General features: G+C 42.8%; 20 protein-coding genes, 1 pseudogene and 1 other annotated feature (1 of these 22 running past the window's edge). Of the genes and pseudogenes, 19 read left to right on the forward strand and 2 right to left on the reverse strand.

Features of this window, described 5'->3' with window-relative positions; all coding sequences use genetic code 11:
• The first annotated feature begins 56 nt into the window (after window positions 1–56).
• The 8 genes from DWZ93_RS05375 to DWZ93_RS05410 all read left to right on the forward strand — a co-directional run bounded on the left by DWZ93_RS05375 (window position 57) and on the right by DWZ93_RS05410 (window position 8,590).
• Window positions 57–593, forward strand: coding sequence for a bL17 family ribosomal protein (locus tag DWZ93_RS05375; protein ID WP_118382517.1), 537 nt, complete (start codon window positions 57–59; stop codon window positions 591–593).
• 413 nt (window positions 594–1,006) lie between these two features.
• Window positions 1,007–3,628 carry a bifunctional acetaldehyde-CoA/alcohol dehydrogenase gene (gene adhE, locus DWZ93_RS05380; protein WP_118452189.1) on the forward strand — a complete coding sequence of 874 codons (2,622 nt, stop codon included), beginning with the start codon at window positions 1,007–1,009 and terminating at the stop codon, window positions 3,626–3,628.
• Window positions 3,629–3,782: 154 nt separating this feature from the next.
• Window positions 3,783–4,373 carry a hypothetical protein gene (locus tag DWZ93_RS05385; RefSeq protein WP_118452190.1) on the forward strand — a complete coding sequence of 197 codons (591 nt, stop codon included), beginning with the start codon at window positions 3,783–3,785 and terminating at the stop codon, window positions 4,371–4,373.
• Window positions 4,354–5,190 (forward strand): Cof-type HAD-IIB family hydrolase, encoded by an 837-nt coding sequence (locus tag DWZ93_RS05390; protein WP_330421726.1) that lies wholly within the window; start codon window positions 4,354–4,356, stop codon window positions 5,188–5,190. Before DWZ93_RS05385 ends, DWZ93_RS05390 begins: the two co-directional genes overlap by 20 nt.
• A gap of 32 nt (window positions 5,191–5,222) precedes the next feature.
• The gene (locus tag DWZ93_RS05395; RefSeq protein ID WP_118382519.1) at window positions 5,223–6,050 is read left to right on the forward strand and encodes an undecaprenyl-diphosphate phosphatase; all 828 of its coding nucleotides are present in this window, start codon (window positions 5,223–5,225) and stop codon (window positions 6,048–6,050) included.
• Window positions 6,051–6,237: 187 nt separating this feature from the next.
• On the forward strand, window positions 6,238–6,927 hold the full coding sequence (locus DWZ93_RS05400) for an amino acid ABC transporter permease (RefSeq protein ID WP_243061130.1): 690 nt from the start codon (window positions 6,238–6,240) through the stop codon (window positions 6,925–6,927).
• A 12-nt stretch (window positions 6,928–6,939) separates the two neighbouring features.
• The gene (locus tag DWZ93_RS05405; RefSeq protein WP_118452191.1) at window positions 6,940–7,662 is read left to right on the forward strand and encodes an amino acid ABC transporter ATP-binding protein; all 723 of its coding nucleotides are present in this window, start codon (window positions 6,940–6,942) and stop codon (window positions 7,660–7,662) included.
• A 124-nt stretch (window positions 7,663–7,786) separates the two neighbouring features.
• Window positions 7,787–8,590, forward strand: coding sequence for a transporter substrate-binding domain-containing protein (locus tag DWZ93_RS05410; protein WP_118452192.1), 804 nt, complete (start codon window positions 7,787–7,789; stop codon window positions 8,588–8,590).
• Window positions 8,591–8,656: 66 nt separating this feature from the next.
• Here the strand turns inward: DWZ93_RS05410 and DWZ93_RS05415 are convergent, their stop codons facing one another.
• Window positions 8,657–9,808, reverse strand: coding sequence for a double-cubane-cluster-containing anaerobic reductase (locus DWZ93_RS05415; RefSeq protein WP_118452193.1), 1,152 nt, complete (start codon window positions 9,806–9,808; stop codon window positions 8,657–8,659).
• 175 nt (window positions 9,809–9,983) lie between these two features.
• Between DWZ93_RS05415 and mutY the strand changes: the two are divergent.
• From mutY to proC, 5 genes and pseudogenes are all read left to right on the forward strand, one after another.
• Window positions 9,984–11,099 (forward strand): annotated as a pseudogene (gene mutY / locus DWZ93_RS05420) (A/G-specific adenine glycosylase); the annotation flags it as partial.
• 11 nt (window positions 11,100–11,110) lie between these two features.
• Window positions 11,111–11,749: a GntR family transcriptional regulator gene (locus DWZ93_RS05425; RefSeq protein WP_118452255.1), complete on the forward strand. Its 639-nt coding sequence runs from the start codon at window positions 11,111–11,113 to the stop codon at window positions 11,747–11,749.
• Window positions 11,750–11,779: 30 nt separating this feature from the next.
• Complete coding sequence (locus tag DWZ93_RS05430) at window positions 11,780–12,703, forward strand: diacylglycerol/lipid kinase family protein (protein ID WP_118452195.1); 924 nt, start codon at window positions 11,780–11,782, stop codon at window positions 12,701–12,703.
• Window positions 12,704–12,721: 18 nt separating this feature from the next.
• Window positions 12,722–13,543 carry a glycerophosphodiester phosphodiesterase gene (locus DWZ93_RS05435; protein ID WP_118382525.1) on the forward strand — a complete coding sequence of 274 codons (822 nt, stop codon included), beginning with the start codon at window positions 12,722–12,724 and terminating at the stop codon, window positions 13,541–13,543.
• Window positions 13,544–13,664: 121 nt separating this feature from the next.
• Entirely contained in the window at window positions 13,665–14,459 is a 795-nt protein-coding gene (gene proC, locus DWZ93_RS05440; protein WP_118452196.1) for a pyrroline-5-carboxylate reductase, read from the forward strand.
• 67 nt (window positions 14,460–14,526) lie between these two features.
• On the opposite strand, the gene DWZ93_RS05445 is transcribed toward proC, so the two are convergent.
• Window positions 14,527–15,189: a phosphatase PAP2 family protein gene (locus DWZ93_RS05445; protein ID WP_118452197.1), complete on the reverse strand. Its 663-nt coding sequence runs from the start codon at window positions 15,187–15,189 to the stop codon at window positions 14,527–14,529.
• Window positions 15,190–15,433: 244 nt separating this feature from the next.
• On the opposite strand from DWZ93_RS05445, the gene DWZ93_RS05450 reads away from it, so the two are divergent.
• From DWZ93_RS05450 to DWZ93_RS05475, 6 genes are all read left to right on the forward strand, one after another.
• The gene (locus DWZ93_RS05450) at window positions 15,434–15,952 is read left to right on the forward strand and encodes a peptidylprolyl isomerase (RefSeq protein ID WP_118452198.1); all 519 of its coding nucleotides are present in this window, start codon (window positions 15,434–15,436) and stop codon (window positions 15,950–15,952) included.
• A 48-nt stretch (window positions 15,953–16,000) separates the two neighbouring features.
• Window positions 16,001–16,846, forward strand: a complete 846-nt coding sequence (locus tag DWZ93_RS05455; protein ID WP_442873178.1) for an energy-coupling factor transporter ATPase — start codon at window positions 16,001–16,003, stop codon at window positions 16,844–16,846.
• A complete protein-coding gene (locus DWZ93_RS05460; protein WP_118382529.1) occupies window positions 16,831–17,682 on the forward strand; it encodes an energy-coupling factor transporter ATPase in 852 nt (283 codons plus the stop codon). Before DWZ93_RS05455 ends, DWZ93_RS05460 begins: the two co-directional genes overlap by 16 nt.
• Window positions 17,675–18,499, forward strand: a complete 825-nt coding sequence (locus tag DWZ93_RS05465) for an energy-coupling factor transporter transmembrane component T family protein (protein WP_118382530.1) — start codon at window positions 17,675–17,677, stop codon at window positions 18,497–18,499. Before DWZ93_RS05460 ends, DWZ93_RS05465 begins: the two co-directional genes overlap by 8 nt.
• 23 nt (window positions 18,500–18,522) lie before the next feature.
• A complete protein-coding gene (gene truA / locus DWZ93_RS05470; RefSeq protein ID WP_118452256.1) occupies window positions 18,523–19,275 on the forward strand; it encodes a tRNA pseudouridine(38-40) synthase TruA in 753 nt (250 codons plus the stop codon).
• A 189-nt stretch (window positions 19,276–19,464) separates the two neighbouring features.
• Window positions 19,465–21,270, forward strand: coding sequence for a Na/Pi cotransporter family protein (locus DWZ93_RS05475; protein ID WP_118452200.1), 1,806 nt, complete (start codon window positions 19,465–19,467; stop codon window positions 21,268–21,270).
• A gap of 82 nt (window positions 21,271–21,352) precedes the next feature.
• Window positions 21,353–21,467: a binding site (T-box leader), on the forward strand; it runs 165 nt beyond the window's last position.

Raw genomic sequence — 21,467 nt, forward strand, 5'->3', positions numbered from 1 at the left:
TTGGCTAGTAAGCCCGATGAATGCATAACCAAGTGTCAAAATGGAGGAAATAAGAGATGGCAAAGTATAGAAAGCTCGGCAGAACATCAAGCCAGAGAAAAGCATTAATCAGAAACCAGGTAACAGCACTTCTGAACAACGGTAAGATCGTTACAACAGAAGCGAAAGCAAAAGAGATCCGCAAAGTTGCTGAAGGTCTGATCGCTATGGCTGTTAGAGAAAAAGACAATTACGAAGAAGTAACTGTTAAGGCTAAAGTTGCTCGTAAAGACAAAGATGGTAAGAGAGTTAAAGAAGTTGTAGACGGTAAGAAAGTAACTGTATACGACGAAGTTGAGAAGACAATCAAGAAAGATATGCCTTCAAGACTGCATGCCAGAAGAGAAATGCTTAAAGTTCTCTACCCTGTAACAGAAGTTCCTGCACAGGGAGCTGGAAGAAAGAAAAATACTAAGGAAGTTGATCTTGTAGCTAAGCTGTTTGACGAGATTGCACCTAAGTATGAGAATCGTAACGGTGGTTACACAAGAATCGTTAAGATTGGTCTCCGTAAAGGTGACGCAGCTATGGAAGTTCTTCTTGAGCTTGTATAATAACGATATAGAACAGAAAGCATATAGACGCACTCTGAGAAATCAGGGTGCGTTTTCTTTGTGTATTGTGCTTAAATATCAGATAAAAAGGTATTCTGCAGGGTTAGGAAAATAGCTTGTAAATGTTATAAATATAACAAAAAATTATCTATATCAGAAATAGTAAATGATTTAATTGTACACACAATAATGATGAATTATCAAATAAGTTTTTGCTATATAAAAATACTATAGTATTTCTCTCTATGCATTTTGTGAAAAACTCACAATGAAATCTTGAAATGTTATAAATGTTTGAATATATTCACAAATTCGTTAAAAATATATCATTTTTAATTGACAATTAATTAACGGAGGGATATACTTGGAGACAGTTAAAGCAAGACGATTTCTACACAAGGGAGGATATAGTTATGGCAAAAGAAGTAAAACAGGCAGTGGCAGAACCAGAGGTAAATACCGCTGAATGGTTGGAGCAGAAGATGGCCAAGATGAAAGAGGCCCAAAAGATCTTCGCAACATACACTCAGGAACAGGTTGATAAGATTTTTTTCGAGGCGGCTATGGCAGCTAATAAGGCACGTATTCCGCTGGCAAAGATGGCAGCCGAAGAGACAGGAATGGGAATCGTAGAAGATAAGGTTATCAAGAATCATTACGCAGCAGAATATACATATAATCAGTATAAGAGAACAAAGACCTGTGGTGTGATTGAAGAAGATAACTCATACGGAATTAAGAAGATTGCAGAGCCGGTTGGTCTGGTTGGAGCTATTATTCCTACAACAAACCCGACATCAACAGCAATTTTTAAAACACTTATTGCATTAAAAACAAGAAATGCGATTATCATCAGTCCACATCCACGTGCTAAGAAATCTACGAGAGCAGCCGCAATGCTGGTATATGAAGCAGCTGTTAAGGCAGGAGCACCGGAAGGCATTGTAGAATGTCTGGAAGAACCTACGGTTGAGATGTCTGGTCTGATCATGGCTAACGCAGATGTAATTCTTGCAACAGGAGGTCCTGGAATGGTAAAGGCAGCTTACTCTTCAGGAAAACCGGCCATCGGTGTTGGACCTGGTAATACACCTGTTATCATGGACTCAAGCTGTGATATTCAGACAGCAGTGTACTCAGTTATCCATTCTAAGACATTTGACAATGGTATGATCTGTGCATCTGAACAGTCTGTTACAGCACTGGCTGACATTTATGATGATGTGAAGAAAGAATTCATTAAGAGAGGATGCCATGTACTGAACAAGAAAGAACTGGATATGGTTCGTGAGATTATCCTGACACCTGCAGGAAGCGTTAATCCTAAGATCGTAGGACAGCCTGCGGCAGAGATCGCTAAGCTGGCTGGATTTGAAGTTCCGGAAGATACGAAGATCCTGATCGGTGAAGTAACTTCTGTTAACGTAGAAGAGCCATTCGCACATGAGAAATTATCTCCTGTACTTGCTCTTTATAAAGCAAAAGATTTTGAAACCGCGCTTCAGATGGCAGAACAGCTTGTTGCTGATGGTGGATACGGACATACATCTTCCCTTTATATAAATGTAAGCGAAAAAGAAAAAATGGCAGAACATGCAGATCGCATGAAGACCTGTCGTATTTTGGTAAATACACCTTCTTCACAGGGTGGTATCGGTGACCTTTACAACTTTGGATTAGCTCCATCTCTGACTCTGGGCTGTGGTTCTTACGGCGGTAACTCTGTATCAGAGAACGTAGGAGTAAAACATTTGTTAAATGTTAAGACGGTTGCTGAAAGGAGAGAGAATATGCTGTGGTTCAGAACACCTCAGAAAGTATACTTTAAGAAAGGATGCCTGCCGGTTGCGCTGGATGAGCTGAAGAATTACTATAACAAGACGAAGGCATTTATCGTAACTGACGGATTCCTGTTCAGCAGCGGAATGACAGCTCCGATCACAGATAAGCTTGATAAAATGGGTATCCAGCACACATGCTTCTATGAGGTGGCACCAGACCCGACACTGCAGATCGCAAGAAAAGGTCTGGATCAGCTGAAAGCATTTGGACCAGATGTGATCATCGCACTTGGTGGTGGTTCAGCAATGGATGCAGCGAAGATCATGTGGCTGATGTACGAGCATCCGGAGTGCAACTTCGAAGATCTGGCTATGGACTTCATGGATATCCGTAAGAGAGTATACACATTCCCGAAGATGGGCGAGAAAGCTATGATGGTAGCAATTCCTACTTCATCAGGTACAGGTTCTGAGGTTACACCGTTTGCAATCATCACAGATGCAGACACAGGTACAAAATGGCCGATCGCTGACTACGAGCTTCTGCCGAACATGGCAATCGTAGATACAGACTTCATGATGACTCAGCCGAAGGGACTGACCAGTGCGTCAGGTATCGATGCCCTGACACATGCTCTGGAAGCATATGTATCTATCATGGCTACTGATTATACAGATGGTCTGGCTCTCAAAGCTGGTAAGAACATCTTCACATATTTGCCAGATGCATATGAGAAGGGCGCTGCTGATCCGATCGCAAGAGAAGGAATGGCTAATGCATCTACAATGGCTGGTATGGCATTTGCCAATGCATTCCTGGGAGTTTGCCACTCTATGGCACACAAGCTTGGTGCATATCACCACCTGCCACACGGTATTGCTAATGCATTGCTGATTGAACATGTAATGCGCTTTAATGCAGATCCGGCACCGGCTAAGATGGGAACATTCTCTCAGTATCCATATCCGAAGGCTAAAGAGAGATATGCTGAATTTGGAAGATTCTGCGGAGTAACAGGAAAGAATGATGATGAAGTATTTGAGAACTTCATCAAAGCAATCGCAGACTTGAAGGCAAAAGTTGGAATCAAGAGAACAATTAAAGATTACGGTGTTAAGGAAGAAGATTTCCTCGCTACATTGGATGAAATGGTAGAGAATGCATTCAATGACCAGTGTACAGGTGCTAACCCAAGATATCCTCTGTTTAAAGAGATCAAAGCAATGTACCTGAAAGCATACTACGAAGGTTAATCAATTTACAGCATCATAACAAAATAAAGCAATAGATCCACGCGTTGTATATTTATTAAGATATTTATACGGATGCGTGGATTTATTGCTTTATTTGTATTTTTTTGGTATAGTAGAAATGTTAAATAAAAATATTATGGCAAAGGAGCCAGTTATGAAGAAATACGAAGAAGAACATTATTTGTATGATAATATTAAGGATCAGATTTATCCGTGGGTGTCAAGCACATTATCACTGCCTGAGACATTGAATGGTAAGAATATATCCGAGAAAGATACACCATTAATTGAATTTGTAGGTGCTTTGAAGATCCTGTTTGTCATAAAGAGAGGCGAAGAAACATATGAAGTCATTAAAGATAATATGCTTCCGCCGGAATGTGATATACCGGCATTATATCATCAGGCATGCGAGAATTTGGTGCGGGACGTGGAATTTGTAATCGGTAATACCATGTATGGAGCATTTTCTATTCTGGCAGATGGCAAGCATGAGGCAAGTTCCCTGTGCTTTCAGCATATCTGGAATGTATGCTCGGAGAAATTACAGGACGATCTGCTGATTATGGCACCACGTACAGATACGGTGTTGTTTGCACCGCTGTCTCAGCCAAAAGCAATAGAAACGATGAAAACACATGCGGAACAGGCATATACAATGGGGACGAACAAAATCAATACAGATATGTATTTATTTACGCGAGACGGGAAGGAATTATTGACTTATGATGAAACGAAACATTAAGATGATCGGTTTTGACCTGGATGGAACGCTGTTAAACAGTAATAAGGAGATCAGTGATTATACACGGGACGTCATAAGGGAAGCTGTTGAGCAGGGCGTGATCATTCTTCCGGCGACGGGAAGACCGCTGACCGGTATACCAAAGCCAGTTATGGCACTTCCTGGTATCCGATATGCAGTCACAGCTAACGGTGCCAGAGTAGTAGACGTGCAGGAGGATAAAGTTCTGCATGAAGCATTGCTTCCATATGAAAAAGGTAAGGAATTGCTGGAGATCTTTGCAAAATACGATACATACAGGGAAGTGTATTATGAGGGATTCGGTTATGCAACTGCGGATATGGTAGAGCGTATTGAGGAATATATGCCGATTAAGCCGATGATTGAATATATGCGTACTACCAGACGCCGGGTGCCGGATGTGGAAGCTATGTTCCATGAGAAAAAGATGGCAGTGGATAAGCTACAGGCACTGTTTCGCGATACAGAAACAAGAGATCTGGCAATGAAAGAAGTAAAAGAGAAGGTTCAGGGAGCAGCCGTTACCAGTGCGTTAGGCAATAATATTGAAGCGAACGGGGAAGATGCACAGAAGGGTATCGCGCTTTTGAAGCTGGGAGAGATCCTTGGTATTAAGAAGGATGAGATCATGGCATTTGGTGATGGTTCTAATGATATGGATATGATTCGCAGAGTCGGTTTTGGTGTGGCTATGGAGAATGGTATTGATGAGATCAAAGAAGCAGCAGACTATATCACAGTGACCAATGATGAGCATGGCGTTGCAAAAGCAATTGAAAAATTTGTATTGAGGTAGTATCTGGCAGATGTGAATAAAAGGAGGCAGATATGTTAGATTTTATTAAAGTTGTGATCCTGGGTATCGTAGAAGGAATCACCGAATGGCTTCCGGTCAGCAGTACCGGCCATCTGATTCTGGTCGGCAGCGTATTGAAGCCGGGACTCAGTGATGCATTTATGGAAATGTTTGACGTGGTGATTCAACTTGGTGCGATCATGGCTGTTGTGGTGCTCTATTTCCACAAATTGAATCCGTTTTCCCCAAGAAAATCCGAACGTCAGAAGATGTTGACCTGGCAGATGTGGATTAAAGTGGCGATCGCGTCAGTTCCGGCAGCGATTGTGGGATTATTGTTTAATGATTATCTGGATGCGATTTTTTATAAACCGGTGCCGGTTGCAATCATGCTGATTGTATATGGTGTGTTGTTTATTATAATAGAAGATAAGCACAGAGGAAAACAGCCAAAGGTTACCAGGATTTCACAGCTTACACTTAAGATGCTGTTGTGGATCGGTGTGTTCCAGATGCTTGCATTGATTCCGGGAACTTCAAGATCCGGTGCGACAATCGTAGGAGCGCTAATCATTGGAGTATCCAGAGAGACAGCGGCGGAATTTACATTTTTCCTTGCAATTCCGGTTATGTTCGGAGCAAGCTTCCTGAAGCTGTTGAAATTTGGATTAGCATTTTCAGCGGCAGAGTTTGGTTTCCTGATGCTTGGATGTATTGTATCATTTGGGGTATCTATATTTGCTATCAAGTTTCTGATGGGATATATTAAACAGCATGATTTTAAGGTATTTGGATATTATCGTATTGCGCTTGGAGTATTGATTCTGATCGTGTCGATCTTCCAGGTGATCATGGGATAATATAAAAGAAGAAATTAAGGGGCATTTTTGTACGAAATAAATTAATTTTGCATAAAAATACCCCTTTAAATGTATAAAAATACAGTTGCAATTTGGCGTGAACGTGCTAAAATATAACGCATAGTGTGGAATAAGTAGGAATAAAAATTGCATAATCATTAGGTTATGAAGAGAGAGGCGGTTATTTATGAATAGTTGGACGGCGGATATGGCAGATACATTTGCGCGCTGCTTTATCAGAGAAGATAGGTATAAACTTCTGATCAGTGGTATTGGTGTGACGATTAAAGTGTCAATCGTAGCGGTTATCCTTGGAATTCTGATCGGTTTTCTGATTGCACTCTGTAATTTGTCTAAGAACAAATTCCTCAGAGCAATCGGTAAGATATATACTGATATTATTCGAGGTACACCTTCAGTCACACAGCTGATGATCATTTACTTTGTAATTTTTGCGACCGTTGATATTGAAAAATGGATTATTGCAGCGATAGCATTTGGTATTAATTCGGGTGCGTATGTATCGGAAATCATCCGTGCCGGAATCCTTTCTATAGATAAAGGACAGACGGAGGCGGGAAGATCATTGGGATTAAATGCTTACCAGACGATGACAAGAATCGTAATCCCGCAGGCATTGAAGAATATTTTTCCGGCACTTTGTAATGAATTTATTGTACTTATCAAAGAGACTGCAATTGTCGGTTACGTTGGACTGATGGATATTCAGAAAGCAGGAGATTTCATTAAGAGTGCTACGTATGAGGCATTTATGCCGTTGATCGGTACAGCAATCATTTACTATGTTCTGATTAAGGTTCTTACATTGATACTTGGCGTATTTGAGAACAAGTTGAGAAAATCAGACATAAGATAAGGGGGCTGTGAGATGATAAAAGTAAAGAATCTGCATAAAAAATTTGATGAATTAGAAGTATTAAAAGGAATTGATGAGCATATCAGACCAGGAGAAGTTGTTGTAGTCATTGGACCATCCGGTTCGGGAAAAAGTACTTTTCTCCGTTGCCTGAATCAGCTTGAGACAGCTACAGAAGGCGAGATTTACGTAGATGATGAATTGATCACAGATCCGAAATGTGATGTAAATAAAGTTCGTCAGAAAATGGGAATGGTATTTCAGCAGTTTAATCTGTTCCCACACCTTACGATTCTGGAGAATATTACGCTTGCGCCGGTTATGTTGAAGAAAATGACAAAAGATCAGGCGAAAGAAAAAGCAATGGAACTGTTAAGGAGAGTTGGTCTGGAAGAAAAAGCGGAGGCATATCCGGTACAATTATCCGGTGGACAGAAGCAGCGTGTAGCAATTGCGAGAGCACTGGCAATGAATCCGGAGATCATGCTTTTTGATGAGCCGACTTCCGCACTTGACCCTGAGATGGTCGGAGAGGTTCTTGATGTAATGAAGGATCTGGCAGAATCTGGTATGACAATGGTTATTGTAACTCATGAGATGGGATTTGCCAGAGAAGTTGCATCACGTGTGATTTTTATGGATCAGGGTATCATCATGGAGAACGGAACACCGGAAGAAGTGTTTACGAATCCGAAAAATGAGAGAACAAAGCTATTCTTAAGTAAAGTGTTATAGTCAGGTGCTGCAATGATATTTGATATTCTGCAAACAGTGTTTGCATGATATAGAGATAACCGATCAATGTTTTGATCAATGTAAAAGCGCAGGTAACTACTTGTGAGGAAAAGGAGAATGTATTATGAAAAAGATGACAAAAATGCTTTCTGTTATTCTTACAGTTGCAATGATGGCAGCAATGCTTGTTGCATGTGGAAGCAGCGACGGTAAGAAGAGTGATGAAAAGACAGAATCTACAGATTCAAAAGATACGATTAAATTCGGTACAAATGCTGAATTTCCACCGTTTGAGTATGTAACACAAGAAGGTGTGATCGGAGAGTTTGATGGTATTGATATCGCAATCGCAAAAGATATCGCTGAAGAGAATGGAATGGAAGCTGAAGTCGAGAACATGGAGTTTGATTCCCTGATCGTTGCTCTTCAGAATGGACAGGTTGATGCTGTTATTGCCGGTATGACTGTAACAGATGAAAGAGCAGAAGCAGTTGATTTCTCTACACCATATTATACAGCTACTCAGGTAATGGTAGTAAAAGATGGTTCTGACATTACAAAAGCATCTGATATGGAAGGAAAGAAAATCTGTGTTATCCAGGGATACACAGGTGAGACTTGCGTAAAGGATCTTGGCTATGATTACGAAGCATTCAAAAAAGGTACAGAAGCAATCATGGAGCTTGTAAATGACAAGTGTGATGTTGTTGTTATCGACTCTGCAACAGCTCAGAAATATGTTGCTGATAATGACGGTCTTAAGATTGTAGAGGATAACGATGCATTTGATTCTGAGGAATATGCTATTGCTGTTCAGAAAGGCAATACAGAACTTCTGGATAAGATCAACACAGCAATCGAGAAACTGATCAGCGATGGAAAAGTTTCAGAGTATGCTGCAAAATATACAGACGCAGACGCTGAATAATCTGATTTAAAAAGAAATGTAAAATCCCGCACGTCACAGAGTGATGTGCGGGATTTTGACATTATGTTACAGCATTTCAAGGAATGCAGTCAGTCTGGTGTTAAGCTGTCCGATATCGGCCTGAGAGTAATCAGTCTCTACATGGATATATGGAATACCTTTCTTCTCGTTAACAAATCTGCGGATTGCAAGTGTCTCTACATTGTATGTATGGCATGCCTGCAGAGTCATCTCTACGACGCCATCTACGTGGAACTCATCGATCAGCTCATCGAGCAGTTTCAGACGGTTCGGGTTCGGAGTCATCACGGAACATCCGATGTTCAGGTATCTCTTGGCAATTGCGTCGTATACGTCAGGGTTCTCTTCGTCTACTAATTCGGCAGTAGATTTGGCACCGGAGCAGTTCTCATAAGCAACTACGATACCGCCGTTGTCTTCAATAGCGCGGATAACCTTTTCCGGAGCGCCTCCGATCGGACACCCTGTGATCAGGATACGAGGTTTCTTTTCTTCCATCTTGCCTTCTGCGTATTCTTTTTCAATTTTATCTACCAGAGCATTGATCTCTGCAGGAATCGCTTTGCGGTCAAATTTGAATCCGCTTCCGTATAATACTTTCCACAGATCGTATCCCTTGATCGGTGCCGGATCGTATTTCATTACACCGTACAGATTCTTAAGAGCGGTACGAACAGCGTTCTCTTCTTTGATCGCTTCTTTAACTGCTTCGTCTGTGATCGTTGTCTCAAAATGCTCTTCCAGATATTCCTTAAAACGTATGATCTCACTTTTCCATAACTTCTGGGCTGCTTCGTTCTGTGTGTTCGGCAGTTCCATAATGTAGACGTTCTTGAAGTCAGACATATACTCGTACATCTTCTTCTTACCATCACAGGTGGTCTCACCGACTACTACATCGGAGAAGTAGAAGAAAGGACATTTGTCTGTTACTGCGAATCCGTAGCTGGATTTGATCAATGGGCATAAATTCTTTGGTAGATCTTTCTCTGCATCCGGGATTGTCTCATCAGATGTAGAACATAAGCCGACAGTGACAGCTCCCATGGCCATGGCGATCTCTCTTGGAAAGTAAGTACAGTATGCACCGACTACCGGTGTGCCCTGATCTTTGATCTTCTTTAATGCCAGAAAGGAATTCTTGCGCTGTTCGGCAAATTCTTCAAATACTTCTGGCAAATCTTTAATTAATTCCATAATGTATCTCCTTTTGTGTTTAATCATTACCTATATTTTATCACTAATGAAAATAAACGACAATGAAACAAGGGGAAAATCGAAGGATTAGTCATTTGAAAATATAATGAATGTGAGGATATATTTAGATTATCTATAAGTACAGAAAGACTTTTTTAGTATGGAATAAAATGTTATACTTAAATACGGAGATATAGAAAAGCAGGATAGATTTATGATTTATGAGAATATACAGGAAGAATTACAGATATTAAAGCAATTACCGGAGCCTGTAGTGACATGGTTTCGTGCTAATAAGCGGGAGCTCCCGTGGCGGGATCATCCGGATGCTTACCGCGTGTGGGTGTCGGAGATTATGCTGCAGCAGACCCGTGTGGAGGCGGTGAAGTCTTATTATCATAGATTTCTGGAAGCGTTGCCGGATGTGAAGGCACTGGCAGAAGCAGAGGAAGATCAGTTATTGAAACTGTGGGAAGGGCTTGGATATTATAATCGTGTCCGCAATATGCAGAAAGCGGCAACGCAGATCATGGTAGATTACGGCGGCGAGTTTCCGCAGACATATGAAGAGATCCTGAATCTGACCGGTATTGGAAGCTATACAGCAGGGGCGATCAGTTCGTTTGCATTTGGACTGGCAAAACCTGCGGTGGATGGTAATGTGCTCCGGGTAATTTCAAGAATTACCGGGAGTGATCGTGATATTATGAAGCAGAGTGTCAGAAAACGGATGGAGAAGCTCCTGGAACAGGTGATCCCGGCAGACGCATCCAGTGATTTTAATCAGGGACTGATTGAAATTGGGGCAATCGTCTGTGTGCCAAATGGCGAGCCAAAGTGTCAGGAATGTCCGGCAAAGGAGTTCTGTGTGGCACATAAAAAGGGCATCGAGATGGAACTCCCTGTGAAGAAGAAGGCAGCAGCCAGACGGATTGAGAAGAGAACGGTATTGATCTTCCGGGATGGAGAGACCAGAGGTATCCGCAAACGTCCGGCAAAAGGACTGTTGGCAGGCTTATATGAACTTCCGGGGGTGGATGGACACCTGACGATGGAAGAAGCGATAGAATATAGCAAAAAGATTGGGCTGACGCCGGTCCGCGTAAAGGAGGCAGGCGAAGCAAAGCATGTATTCAGCCATGTGGAGTGGCATATGATCGGGTATCAGATCCAGGTGGATGAGCTGGAAGAATCCTGTACAGAGGATATGATCTTTGCACATCCGGAAGAGATCCAGCAACGTTATCCGATTCCGTCAGCATTTGAAAAATATATGAAGTATGTGATATGAGAGGAGCAGCTATGAGTGGAAAAGCAAAGTCACTTGCCGATCAGGCATATGAGACGATCAAACAGAATATATTGAACCTGACGTATCCGCCGGGCATGCCTTTGACTGAGGCGAAGCTCGCAGAGGAACTGGGGATGAGCCGGAGTCCGGTACGTACTGCGCTTCGCATGCTGCAGACAGATGGACTTATTGTGACTGATTATTATAAATCTATGACGGTCAAAGAGATTACCGAAGAGGATATTAATCAGATTTATCAGTTAAGAGAATTGATAGAGCTTCCGGCGTTTAAGCTGATTTTTGATTCAGAAAAATATGAAGAATTCTCTTACCGTATCGAGGAAAAGGTAGTGCGCATGTGTGCGGTAGCATCCGATCCATTTGCATGGGAGATTGCGGATATTGCATTTCATATGGAAATTGTAAGTATCTATGAAAATGAGCGGATCGATCGGATTTATCATAATAATCTGTCGGAGCTTACTCGTATGGGTGTGCATTCGGTCAAGAATGGCATGGAGATCCAGCAGACGAATGACCATTTGAAGGATCTTGTGGAGTATATGCGTCAGGGAGATTATGAACATGCAGTAAAGATATTGAAGGATGATCATTTTGGTACAGGAAGAACGACTGCTATGTCAAAATGATAGCGGTCGTGATACGAAGGAGATAAAGCTATGTACGATTTTATAGTGAATCCGAATGCCAGATCAGGGCTTGGCGGCAGGATCTGGAAAGAACTCGAGCAACTTCTGAAAGAGCAGAAGGCAGAGTATCGGATACATTTTACTAAATACCAGAGGCATGCAAGCCGGATTGCGGAAGAGATTACCACAGATGGGGAAGAACACACCATTGTGGTACTTGGCGGTGACGGTACGGTAAATGAAGTGCTGAATGGAATCACCGAATTGTCTAAGGTGACGATGGGATATATTCCGATGGGTTCCAGCAATGATTTTGCCAGATATTTTAAGATGGCAGCAGAACCTGCGGAATGTCTGACACGGATATTGCATCCTAAGAAAATGGTGGATATGAATGTGGGAATCATGTCTTATAAAAATGGTGAAAAGTCCAGACGGTATGCGGTCAGCACAGGAATCGGATTTGACGCGGCTGTATGTCATCAGGCGGTCATTTCTAAGATGAAGGTATTCTTAAATAAGATTCATCTTGGTAAGCTTACCTATCTTGGAATTGCTCTTTCCCGCATGATTGCATTGCGACCGGGTAAGATGCGGGTCCGTCTGGATGATGGAGAATGGATTGAATACGACAGAGCTTATTTCGCGACAGCGATGAATCATCCATTCGAAGGTGGAGGATTTAAGTTTTGCCCGGATGCAGATCCGTGTGATGATATCCTGAATGTGACGGTGATATCTGGTTTGCCGAAATGGAAGGTGCTGTGCCTGCTTCCAACTGCATTTAAAGGATGGCATATCCGCTTCAGGGGCATTGATACATATACCTGTAAAAAAGTTGAGATTGACAGTGAGCAGGCATTGCCGGTACATACAGATGGAGAACCGGTATTTCTGCAGCGGAAAATGACAGCAGCATTAGAACCGGACAAGATCAGACTTATTGTTGGATAATTTGAGGAGGCGCAGAAAATGGCAGCAGGATATATTTTTCTCGTGGTGTTATTACTGGGTGTATTGTATCTGCTGTTGATCCGACCGGAGAACCGGAATGCAGAAATGGCAGTATATCGACGCACGATGTTTGCACATCGGGGATATCACAATAAGGAAAAACTGATTCCGGAGAATTCAATGGCCGCATTTCGGGCAGCAGTCGCTCATGGCTATGGTATAGAACTGGATATACATATTACCAGAGATGGAAAAGTGGTGGTATTTCATGATGATACACTGGAGCGGATGTGCGGAGAACATGGCAAGGTAGAAGATTATACATTGGAAGAGTTACAGAAGTTTCATCTGCTGAATACGACAGAGAGGATCCCGGAATTACAGGAAGTGTTGGAATATGTGGATGGCAGGGCACCACTTCTGGTTGAACTTAAGATACCGGGACGGGATCTGAGGGTCTGTGAGGCATCATATGATATTCTGAAGACATACCATGGAAAATATCTGGTGCAGTCATTCAATACATTAGGGTTACAATGGTATCGCAAATATGCACCGGCGATACTGCGAGGTCAGCTTTCGTCCAACCTTACTGCAGATCCATTGAATGATCCATACATACTCCGGTTTCTGGTAAAATATCTGATGCTGAATGTGATTGGAAGACCAGATTTTATTTCTTACAAATTAAAGGATCTTCCGAATTGCAGTGTTCTTTTATGCAGATGGCTATGGAGAATTCCGGTAGCAGTGTGGACGCTTCGAACGGAACAGGCACTTCAGCAGGGAAAAGCGAAGTATGATATGTACATTTTTGAGAAAAGCGGAGAAAATTATTAAAAGTTACCACCATAGTATTGACATGCAATTAACGAGGTGTTATATTGTAGAAAACAAGTTGTATACAAATTATAGATTTGTATACAATGAAACTTTTCTCAAATATTAAGGAGGTAACGTCATGAAATTAGGGTTTATCGGAACTGGTAATATGGCTTCAGCAATTATGGGAGGAATCATTTCAAAAGGAGTCATCCCGGCAGATGAGATCATTGGAGCTGACCTGTTTGCCCCTGGTAGAGAACGTGTAAAAGAGAAATTTGGAATTCATGTAACCGCAGATAACAACGAAGTAGTAGAGAAGGCTGATGTAGTACTTCTGTCAGTAAAACCTCAGTTCTACGCAGATGTTATTTCTGGTATTAAAGATAAGATCAGGCCGGATCAGATCGTGATCACAATTGCACCTGGTAAAACACTTTCATGGCTTGCTGAGCAGTTTGGTAAAGATGTTAAGATCGTACGTTGTATGCCGAATACACCGGCTATGGTTGGTGAAGGTATGACTGCTGCATGTCCGAATGAGCATATGACGGAAGAAGAAATCGAATATGTGAAAACACTGCTTTCAAGCTTCAGTCTGGTAGAGATCGTACCGGAGAAGCTGATGGACACTGTTACAGCAGTAAGCGGAAGTTCACCGGCCTACGTATTCATGTTTATCGAAGCGATGGCAGACGCTGCTGTATTAGATGGTATGCCGAGAGCGCAGGCATATAAGTTTGCAGCACAGGCCGTATTGGGAAGTGCTAAGATGGTACTTGATACAGGAAAGCACCCGGGAGAGTTGAAAGATATGGTATGCTCACCGGCAGGTACTACAATTGATGCAGTACGTGTGCTGGAAGAGTGTGGATTCAGAGGAACAATCATTGACGCTGTTCAGACATGTGCAGAGAAGTCAAGAAGTCTGTAAATAGAAGATTAAGGAATTCAGAAAAATTAAGAACCTCAGGATGTGGCCTGAGGTTCTTTCGTTATACTTAAATGATCGGTTCATGCATCAGCTTGCGTGCCTGTCTGGTCTGCCTGGCATAGACCAGCTGATATAAAATCCCATCCATTACCAGAGCGGCTGCTACATCTGTTACCGAATGCTGCTTCAGAAACATGGTAGAAAGCACAATGATAAATGAGAGGATTCCGGCGACAATTCGGATACCGTGTTTATCCTTTAGTGCCGGTGTACGGTTCAATGCCATGCACATACCTACGGAGAGGAATACATGCATGCTTGGCAATACATTGGTCGGCGTGTCTGTGGAGTAGACAATCTTTACAAGATCAACAAATACATTATCGTGAGCAAAGATGGTTGGGCGTAATGCCAGGCCATTTGGAAATATTGTACAGATGATCAGGAAAATGGTCATGCCGCTGATCGCAAATCTGGCTGCCTGCAGGAATCCTTTTTTGTCTTTGAAAAAAAGAAAACATGCACCGACTGCAAGATATACGAACCACAGTAGATAAGGAACGATAAAATACTCCACAAATGGTATATAATCGTCCAGTGGTGAGTGGATCAGATAAAAATCAGCAGTCACATGGCGTTCTAGATATGTGAACCATGGCATGTAGATCAGTGCATATAACAGTACCCACGCATGATTATATTTTTTAAACAGTTCTTTTAACTTCTTCATGCAGATACACCCTTTCGATGTATATAGTATAAGATTAATATATTTCAAACCCATAGGATTATAACACGAAAAAATTGAATCAACAACCGACTTTACAAGGAATTAATAAAATCTTTTGAAACAGGACAGATGTAAGAACTCCGTATCCTTTGCGTTGATTTTGCATAAGTGACGTGTTACAATTGACTCAATATGTGATCCGATATGGATAGAAATAAAGAAATAAAAAAGCGAGGTATATAAAATGGCAAATCCAATCGTAACTTTTGAAATGGAAAATGGCGATATTATGAAAGCAGAACTGTATCCGGAGATTGCACCGAATACGGTCAATAACTTTATCTCATTGGTAAAGAAAGGATTCTATGATGGATTGATCTTTCACCGTGTCATTAATGGATTTATGATTCAAGGCGGATGCCCGGACGGAACCGGTATGGGTGGTCCGGGATACCAGATCAAGGGCGAGTTTTCTCAGAATGGCGTGAAGAACGACCTGCTTCACACAGAGGGTGTGTTGTCTATGGCACGAGCTATGCATCCGGATTCAGCAGGTTCCCAGTTCTTTATCATGCATAAGAACTCGCCGCATCTTGACGGACAGTATGCAGCATTTGGTAAGATTATTGAAGGTATGGATATTGTGGATAAGATTGCAACAGTACAGACAGATTTCAGAGATCGTCCGCTCCAGGAGCAGAAAATGAAAAAAGTAACAGTAGATACACAGGGAACTGAGTATCCGGAGCCGGAGAAGGCATAAGACTGTTACGTGAATAAAGAGAAGGAGGCTGAAACTATTATGAAGAAAATGGTTCAGACCGATGACCTGATATTTGAATATGCAAAGAGAGACGAAGAAGGCAATGTGATCGGCAGCTACCGCGCTATTGATCAGGTGAATCTGGAAGTGGAAGAGGGGCAATTTATTGCTGTGTTAGGGCATAATGGCTCCGGAAAATCGACGCTGGCGAAACACCTGAATGCGATTCTGGTGCCGACAGAAGGTACAGTGTGGGTAGATGGAACGAATACCAGTGATCCGAATGAATTGTGGAATGTAAGGCAGTCAGCGGGAATGGTATTTCAGAATCCGGATAACCAGATCATCGGGACGGTGGTAGAAGAAGATGTGGGATTCGGACCGGAGAATCTGGGTGTGCCGACGGATGAGATCTGGCAGCGCGTGGAGGACAGCCTGAAAGCAGTCGGAATGATCAGCTACAGACATCATTCGCCGAATAAGCTGTCCGGCGGTCAGAAGCAGCGTGTAGCGATCGCGGGAGTCATTGCCATGAAGCCGAGATGCATCGTGCTGGATGAACCGACTGCGATGCTGGATCCGAACGGACGAAAGGAAGTCCTTCGTACCGTAGAGGAACTGCGCAAAAAAGAGAAGGTTACGGTAATACTGATTACGCATTATATGGAAGAAGTGATTGATGCAGATAAAGTATTTGTCATGGATCACGGACATGTGGTAATGGAGGGAACACCGCGGGAGATATTCTCGCAGGTGGATACATTGAAAAAGTATCGGCTGGATGTGCCACAGGTGACCATACTTGCAGATGAATTGAAAAAACGCGGACTGGATATTCCAGCCGGGATTTTGAGGAAAGAAGAATTGGTAGAAGCGATATGTCGATTAAAATAGAACATTTGAATTATGTATATAGTGCAGGTACAGCGTATGAGAAACAGGCACTCAAAGATATCTGCCTGGAGATTCCGCATGGGGAATTTGTAGGTGTGATCGGACATACGGGATCCGGTAAGTCTACGCTGATCCAGCATCTGAATGGTCTGATCAGGGCTACGAGTGGAGCTTTGTACTATAATGGAGAGAACATTTACGAAGACGGTTATAATATGAAAGCGCTTCGTAATCAGGTGGGACTGGTATTTCAGTATCCGGAGCATCAGCTGTTTGAGGTGGATGTGCTGTCGGATGTGTGCTTTGGGCCGAAGAACCAGGGACTTTCCAAGGAAGAATGCGAGAAGAGAGCCAGAGAGGCACTGAAGCTCGTAGGCTTAAAGGAAAAATACTACGATGCATCGCCGTTTGAACTGTCCGGTGGACAGAAGCGGAGAGTGGCGATTGCAGGCGTACTTGCCATGGAACCGCAGGTGCTGATCTTGGATGAGCCGACCGCAGGACTTGATCCGAAAGGTCGTGATGAGATTTTGGATCAGATTGCATATCTTCATAAGAAAAGAAATCTGACGGTTATTCTGGTGTCCCATAGTATGGACGATATTGCAAAATATGCAGATCGTATTATTGTAATGAACCAGGGCGAAGTGATGTATAACGATGTGCCGAAAAAAGTATTTGCGCACTATAAAGAACTGGAACAGGTCGGGCTTGCAGCACCACAGGTGACTTATATCATGCATGAGCTGAAAGCACATGGCTTGAATGTGAATACAGAGGCAACTACGATCGAAGAAGCTGCGGACAGTATTATGGAGGTGATGGCTCATGATTAGAGATATTACCATTGGACAATACTATCCGGCAAAAAGTGTACTGCACCGTCTGGATCCGAGAGTGAAGCTGGTGGCAACACTGTTGTATTTGATTTCGTTATTCTTATTTAAGAACATTCTGGGATATCTTGTGACGACAGTATTCCTGATAGCCATTATAAAGCTGTCAAAAGTACCATTCCGCTATATCATGCGGGGTATGAAGCCGATTATGATGTTACTGTTGATTACGTTGTTGTTTAACCTTTTCCTTACGAGAGAAGGAGACGTGCTGTTCCATGCGTGGATTTTTACAATTACAGAAGGTGGTTTGCGTACAGCAATCTTAATGGCAATCCGTCTGGTGTATCTGATCACAGGGTCTTCATTGATGACGTTTACTACGACACCGAATGAACTGACAGACGGCATCGAGAGTCTGTTGAAGCCATTGAATAAGATTCATGTGCCAGTGCACGAGATTGCAATGATCATGTCGATCGCGCTGCGCTTTATCCCGATTCTGCTGGAAGAGACAGATAAGATTATGAAAGCGCAGATTGCCAGAGGTGCAGATCTGGAAAGTGGTAATATGATCCAGAAGGCAAAGAGCATGGTGCCGATCCTGGTGCCGTTATTCGTATCTGCATTCCGAAGAGCCAACGATCTGGCCATGGCAATGGAAGCGAGATGCTACAGAGGCGGTGACGGACGTACCAAGATGAAGCCCCTTCATTATACCGGAGTTGACCGTACAGCGTATGTACTGGTGATCTTTTATGTGGCGGCAGTTGTAATAATAGGAAGATGTGTTCCTTTCCATGTATGGATTTTCTAAATGACCTGGGAGAGAACAGATATATGAAAAGAATCAAACTGACGGTAGCTTACGACGGAACCGACTATTGTGGATGGCAGGTTCAGCCCAATGGAGTTACCATCGAAGAAATACTAAACCGGGAGATCAGCGGTCTGACAGGAGAAGAAATCCGGGTGATCGGTGCCAGCAGAACAGATTCGGGCGTGCATGCGCTTGGCAATGTTGCGGTATTTGACACAAAATGTTCGATTCCCGCTGAACGGTTTGCTTATGCTTTGAATCGGAGAATGCCGGAGGATATTGTAATTGTTCGATCTGAACAGGTGGCAGATGACTGGCATCCACGCTATCAGGATGTGATTACAAAGACATATGAATATCACATTTACAATGCGTCTGTGCCGAATCCTATGAAACGGCGGACTTCTACATTTGTATCCTTTCCACTGGACATAGACCAGATGCGGAAAGGAGCATCTTATTTGATTGGAGAGCATGATTTTGTAAGCTTTTGCAATGTCAGAACGAATACGTCCGATACGGTCCGTACAGTGTATGATATTATGATCGATCAGAATGGCGAGGATATCTGTATCCGGATTACGGGAAATGGTTTCCTCTATAATATGGTCAGGATTATAGCCGGAACACTGATCCGTGTGGGGAGAGGTTTTTACACACCAGAACGGGTGAAGGAGATCCTGGAAGCCGGAGAGCGTACGGAAGCCGGAGTGACGGCACCACCACAGGGGTTGGTGCTGGTAGAGATACGGTATGGTAATGAAAATGAATAATGTGTAGTGGATAGACTGTGTGAGAATGCACAGTCTATTTTATATTGATTTAAACCAAATTTTACATTTTGTTAAAGTTAACGTAGACTTCTGTAGAAAGTGATGGTATATTAAAAATTGACAAAGTAGGAATATTCATAGAATAGAAGGATAATAAAGCGGCTATGTTATATAGTCGGGGAGGACGTTATGGACATATTTTCGATGATGCTGTCACTGCTTAGTGGAGTTGCGTTATTCTTATTTGGTATGCAGCTTATGGGTGACGGACTGAAAATGGTTGCGGGAGACAAGCTTGAGTCGTTTCTCTATAAAATGACCAACACATCTCTGAAAGGAGTGGCACTTGGAGCCGGAGTGACATCGGTTATCCAGTCGTCATCAGCGACGACGGTTATGGTAGTCGGATTCGTTAACTCAGGTATGATGAAGCTGAGACAGGCAATCGGTATTATCATGGGTGCCAATATCGGTACCAGTATTACCGGATGGATTCTGTGTCTGTCTTATATTAACGGTTCCAGCGGAATTGCCAAGATCTTATCGACAGCAACGATCAGTGCGGTAGTAGCAATCGTTGGTATTGTCATGAAGATGGTATCCAAGAGAACCGTATACCGTAATGTGGGTAATATCATGCTTGGTTTTTCCATTCTGATGTTTGGTATGCAGACTATGAGCGGGGCTGTGGCACCGCTAAAGGAAAGCGAAGCATTTACAAATATGCTGACGATGTTTTCTAATCCGTTAGCAGGTATTCTGCTCGGTATTGCGTTTACCGCAATTCTACAGAGTGCATCAGCAGCAGTTGGTATTCTGCAGGCATTGTCTGTGACCGGATCATTGACCTTTGCGACTGCATTCCCGATCATACTGGGAATCGGTGTTGGTGCAGCCTGTCCGGTATTGATCTCTGCAATCGGTGCCAATAAGAACGGACAGAGAACAGCATTGGTATATCTGATCAATGACTTGTTTGGTATGGTAATCTGGGGAACTGTTTTTTATGTAAGTAATATATTTATACACTATCCATTCCTGGATATGACTATGAGTCCGGTTGCGATCGCGATTATTAATACCGCATTCCGTGCAGCAACTGTATGTGTACTGTTTGGATTTATTCCGAAGATTGAGAAGTTAGTATGTAAGCTGATCAAGGACAGCCCGGAGGATCTGGAGGACATGGCAGACAGCGCAGACTTTGATCTGTTGGAAGAACGTCTGCTTGCATATCCGGCTCTTGCTATCGGACAGTGCCGTCGTGTGCTGCGCGGCATGTCTAAGAATGTGCGTAAGAATGTTGGGCGTGCACTGGATCTGGTAGATGGATATGAACGCGAACGTTATAATAAAGTTCAGAGCAAGGAAGAACTGATTGATAAGTACGAGACGAAGATCGGCGAGTATCTGATGCAGCTTACCAAGCGTGAGATGAATACGGCACAGACCAGACAGGTGTCACTGTATCTGCATATCATCAGCGATCTGGAGCGTGTGGGCGATTATGCATCCAATGTTGCCAGAGTGACCAATGAGATCAATGAAAGTAATATTGAATTATCTAAAGAAGCTATTGAGGAACTGGATGTGATCATGGGAGCGGTTCGTGAGACAGTAAGCCTGACGGAGACGACTCTTCGAGAGCGTGAAGAAGAAGGGGCATACCGTGTCAGATCCCTGTCTTTGGTAGTAGCAGCGCTGGCAGAAGAGATGAAGATGCGTCACGTGACCAGATTGAGTCACGGAGACTGTGAACTGAGACAGGGTACAGCGTTTAATGAATTACTGAACAGCTTTGAACGTATTACAGCGCATTGTACCGGTGCGGTTACAGCAGTGATCAAGATGGAAGAGAATGATCCGGATATGCATATTCATTCATCTATTCTGGATGAAGAACAGGATATGCAGACTAAGGAGAAAATGCTTGCACAGGTGAAGACACACAAACCGATTCTGGATGAGTACCGCAGGAAGTATAGTATTGATTAATTGATGGTGCATTGCCAGACGGTGAACGGAATAGAAGGTCTTGACAAGAGACTGGAAATCGGTTAATCTTTTAAACAATAGTGGAAAAGCGAAGAAGAGAAAAAGTAACATTGCTTGCACCCATACAGAAAGTTGCCGGTTGATGAGAGGCGCATGAAGGAAAGTAGTGTGAATACATCTCGGAGCTGCACAACGAA

Origin of the sequence: Dorea sp. AF36-15AT (assembly GCF_003477705.1) — a bacterium.
GTDB classification, from domain to species: Bacteria; Bacillota; Clostridia; order Lachnospirales; family Lachnospiraceae; genus Claveliimonas; species Claveliimonas ammoniilytica.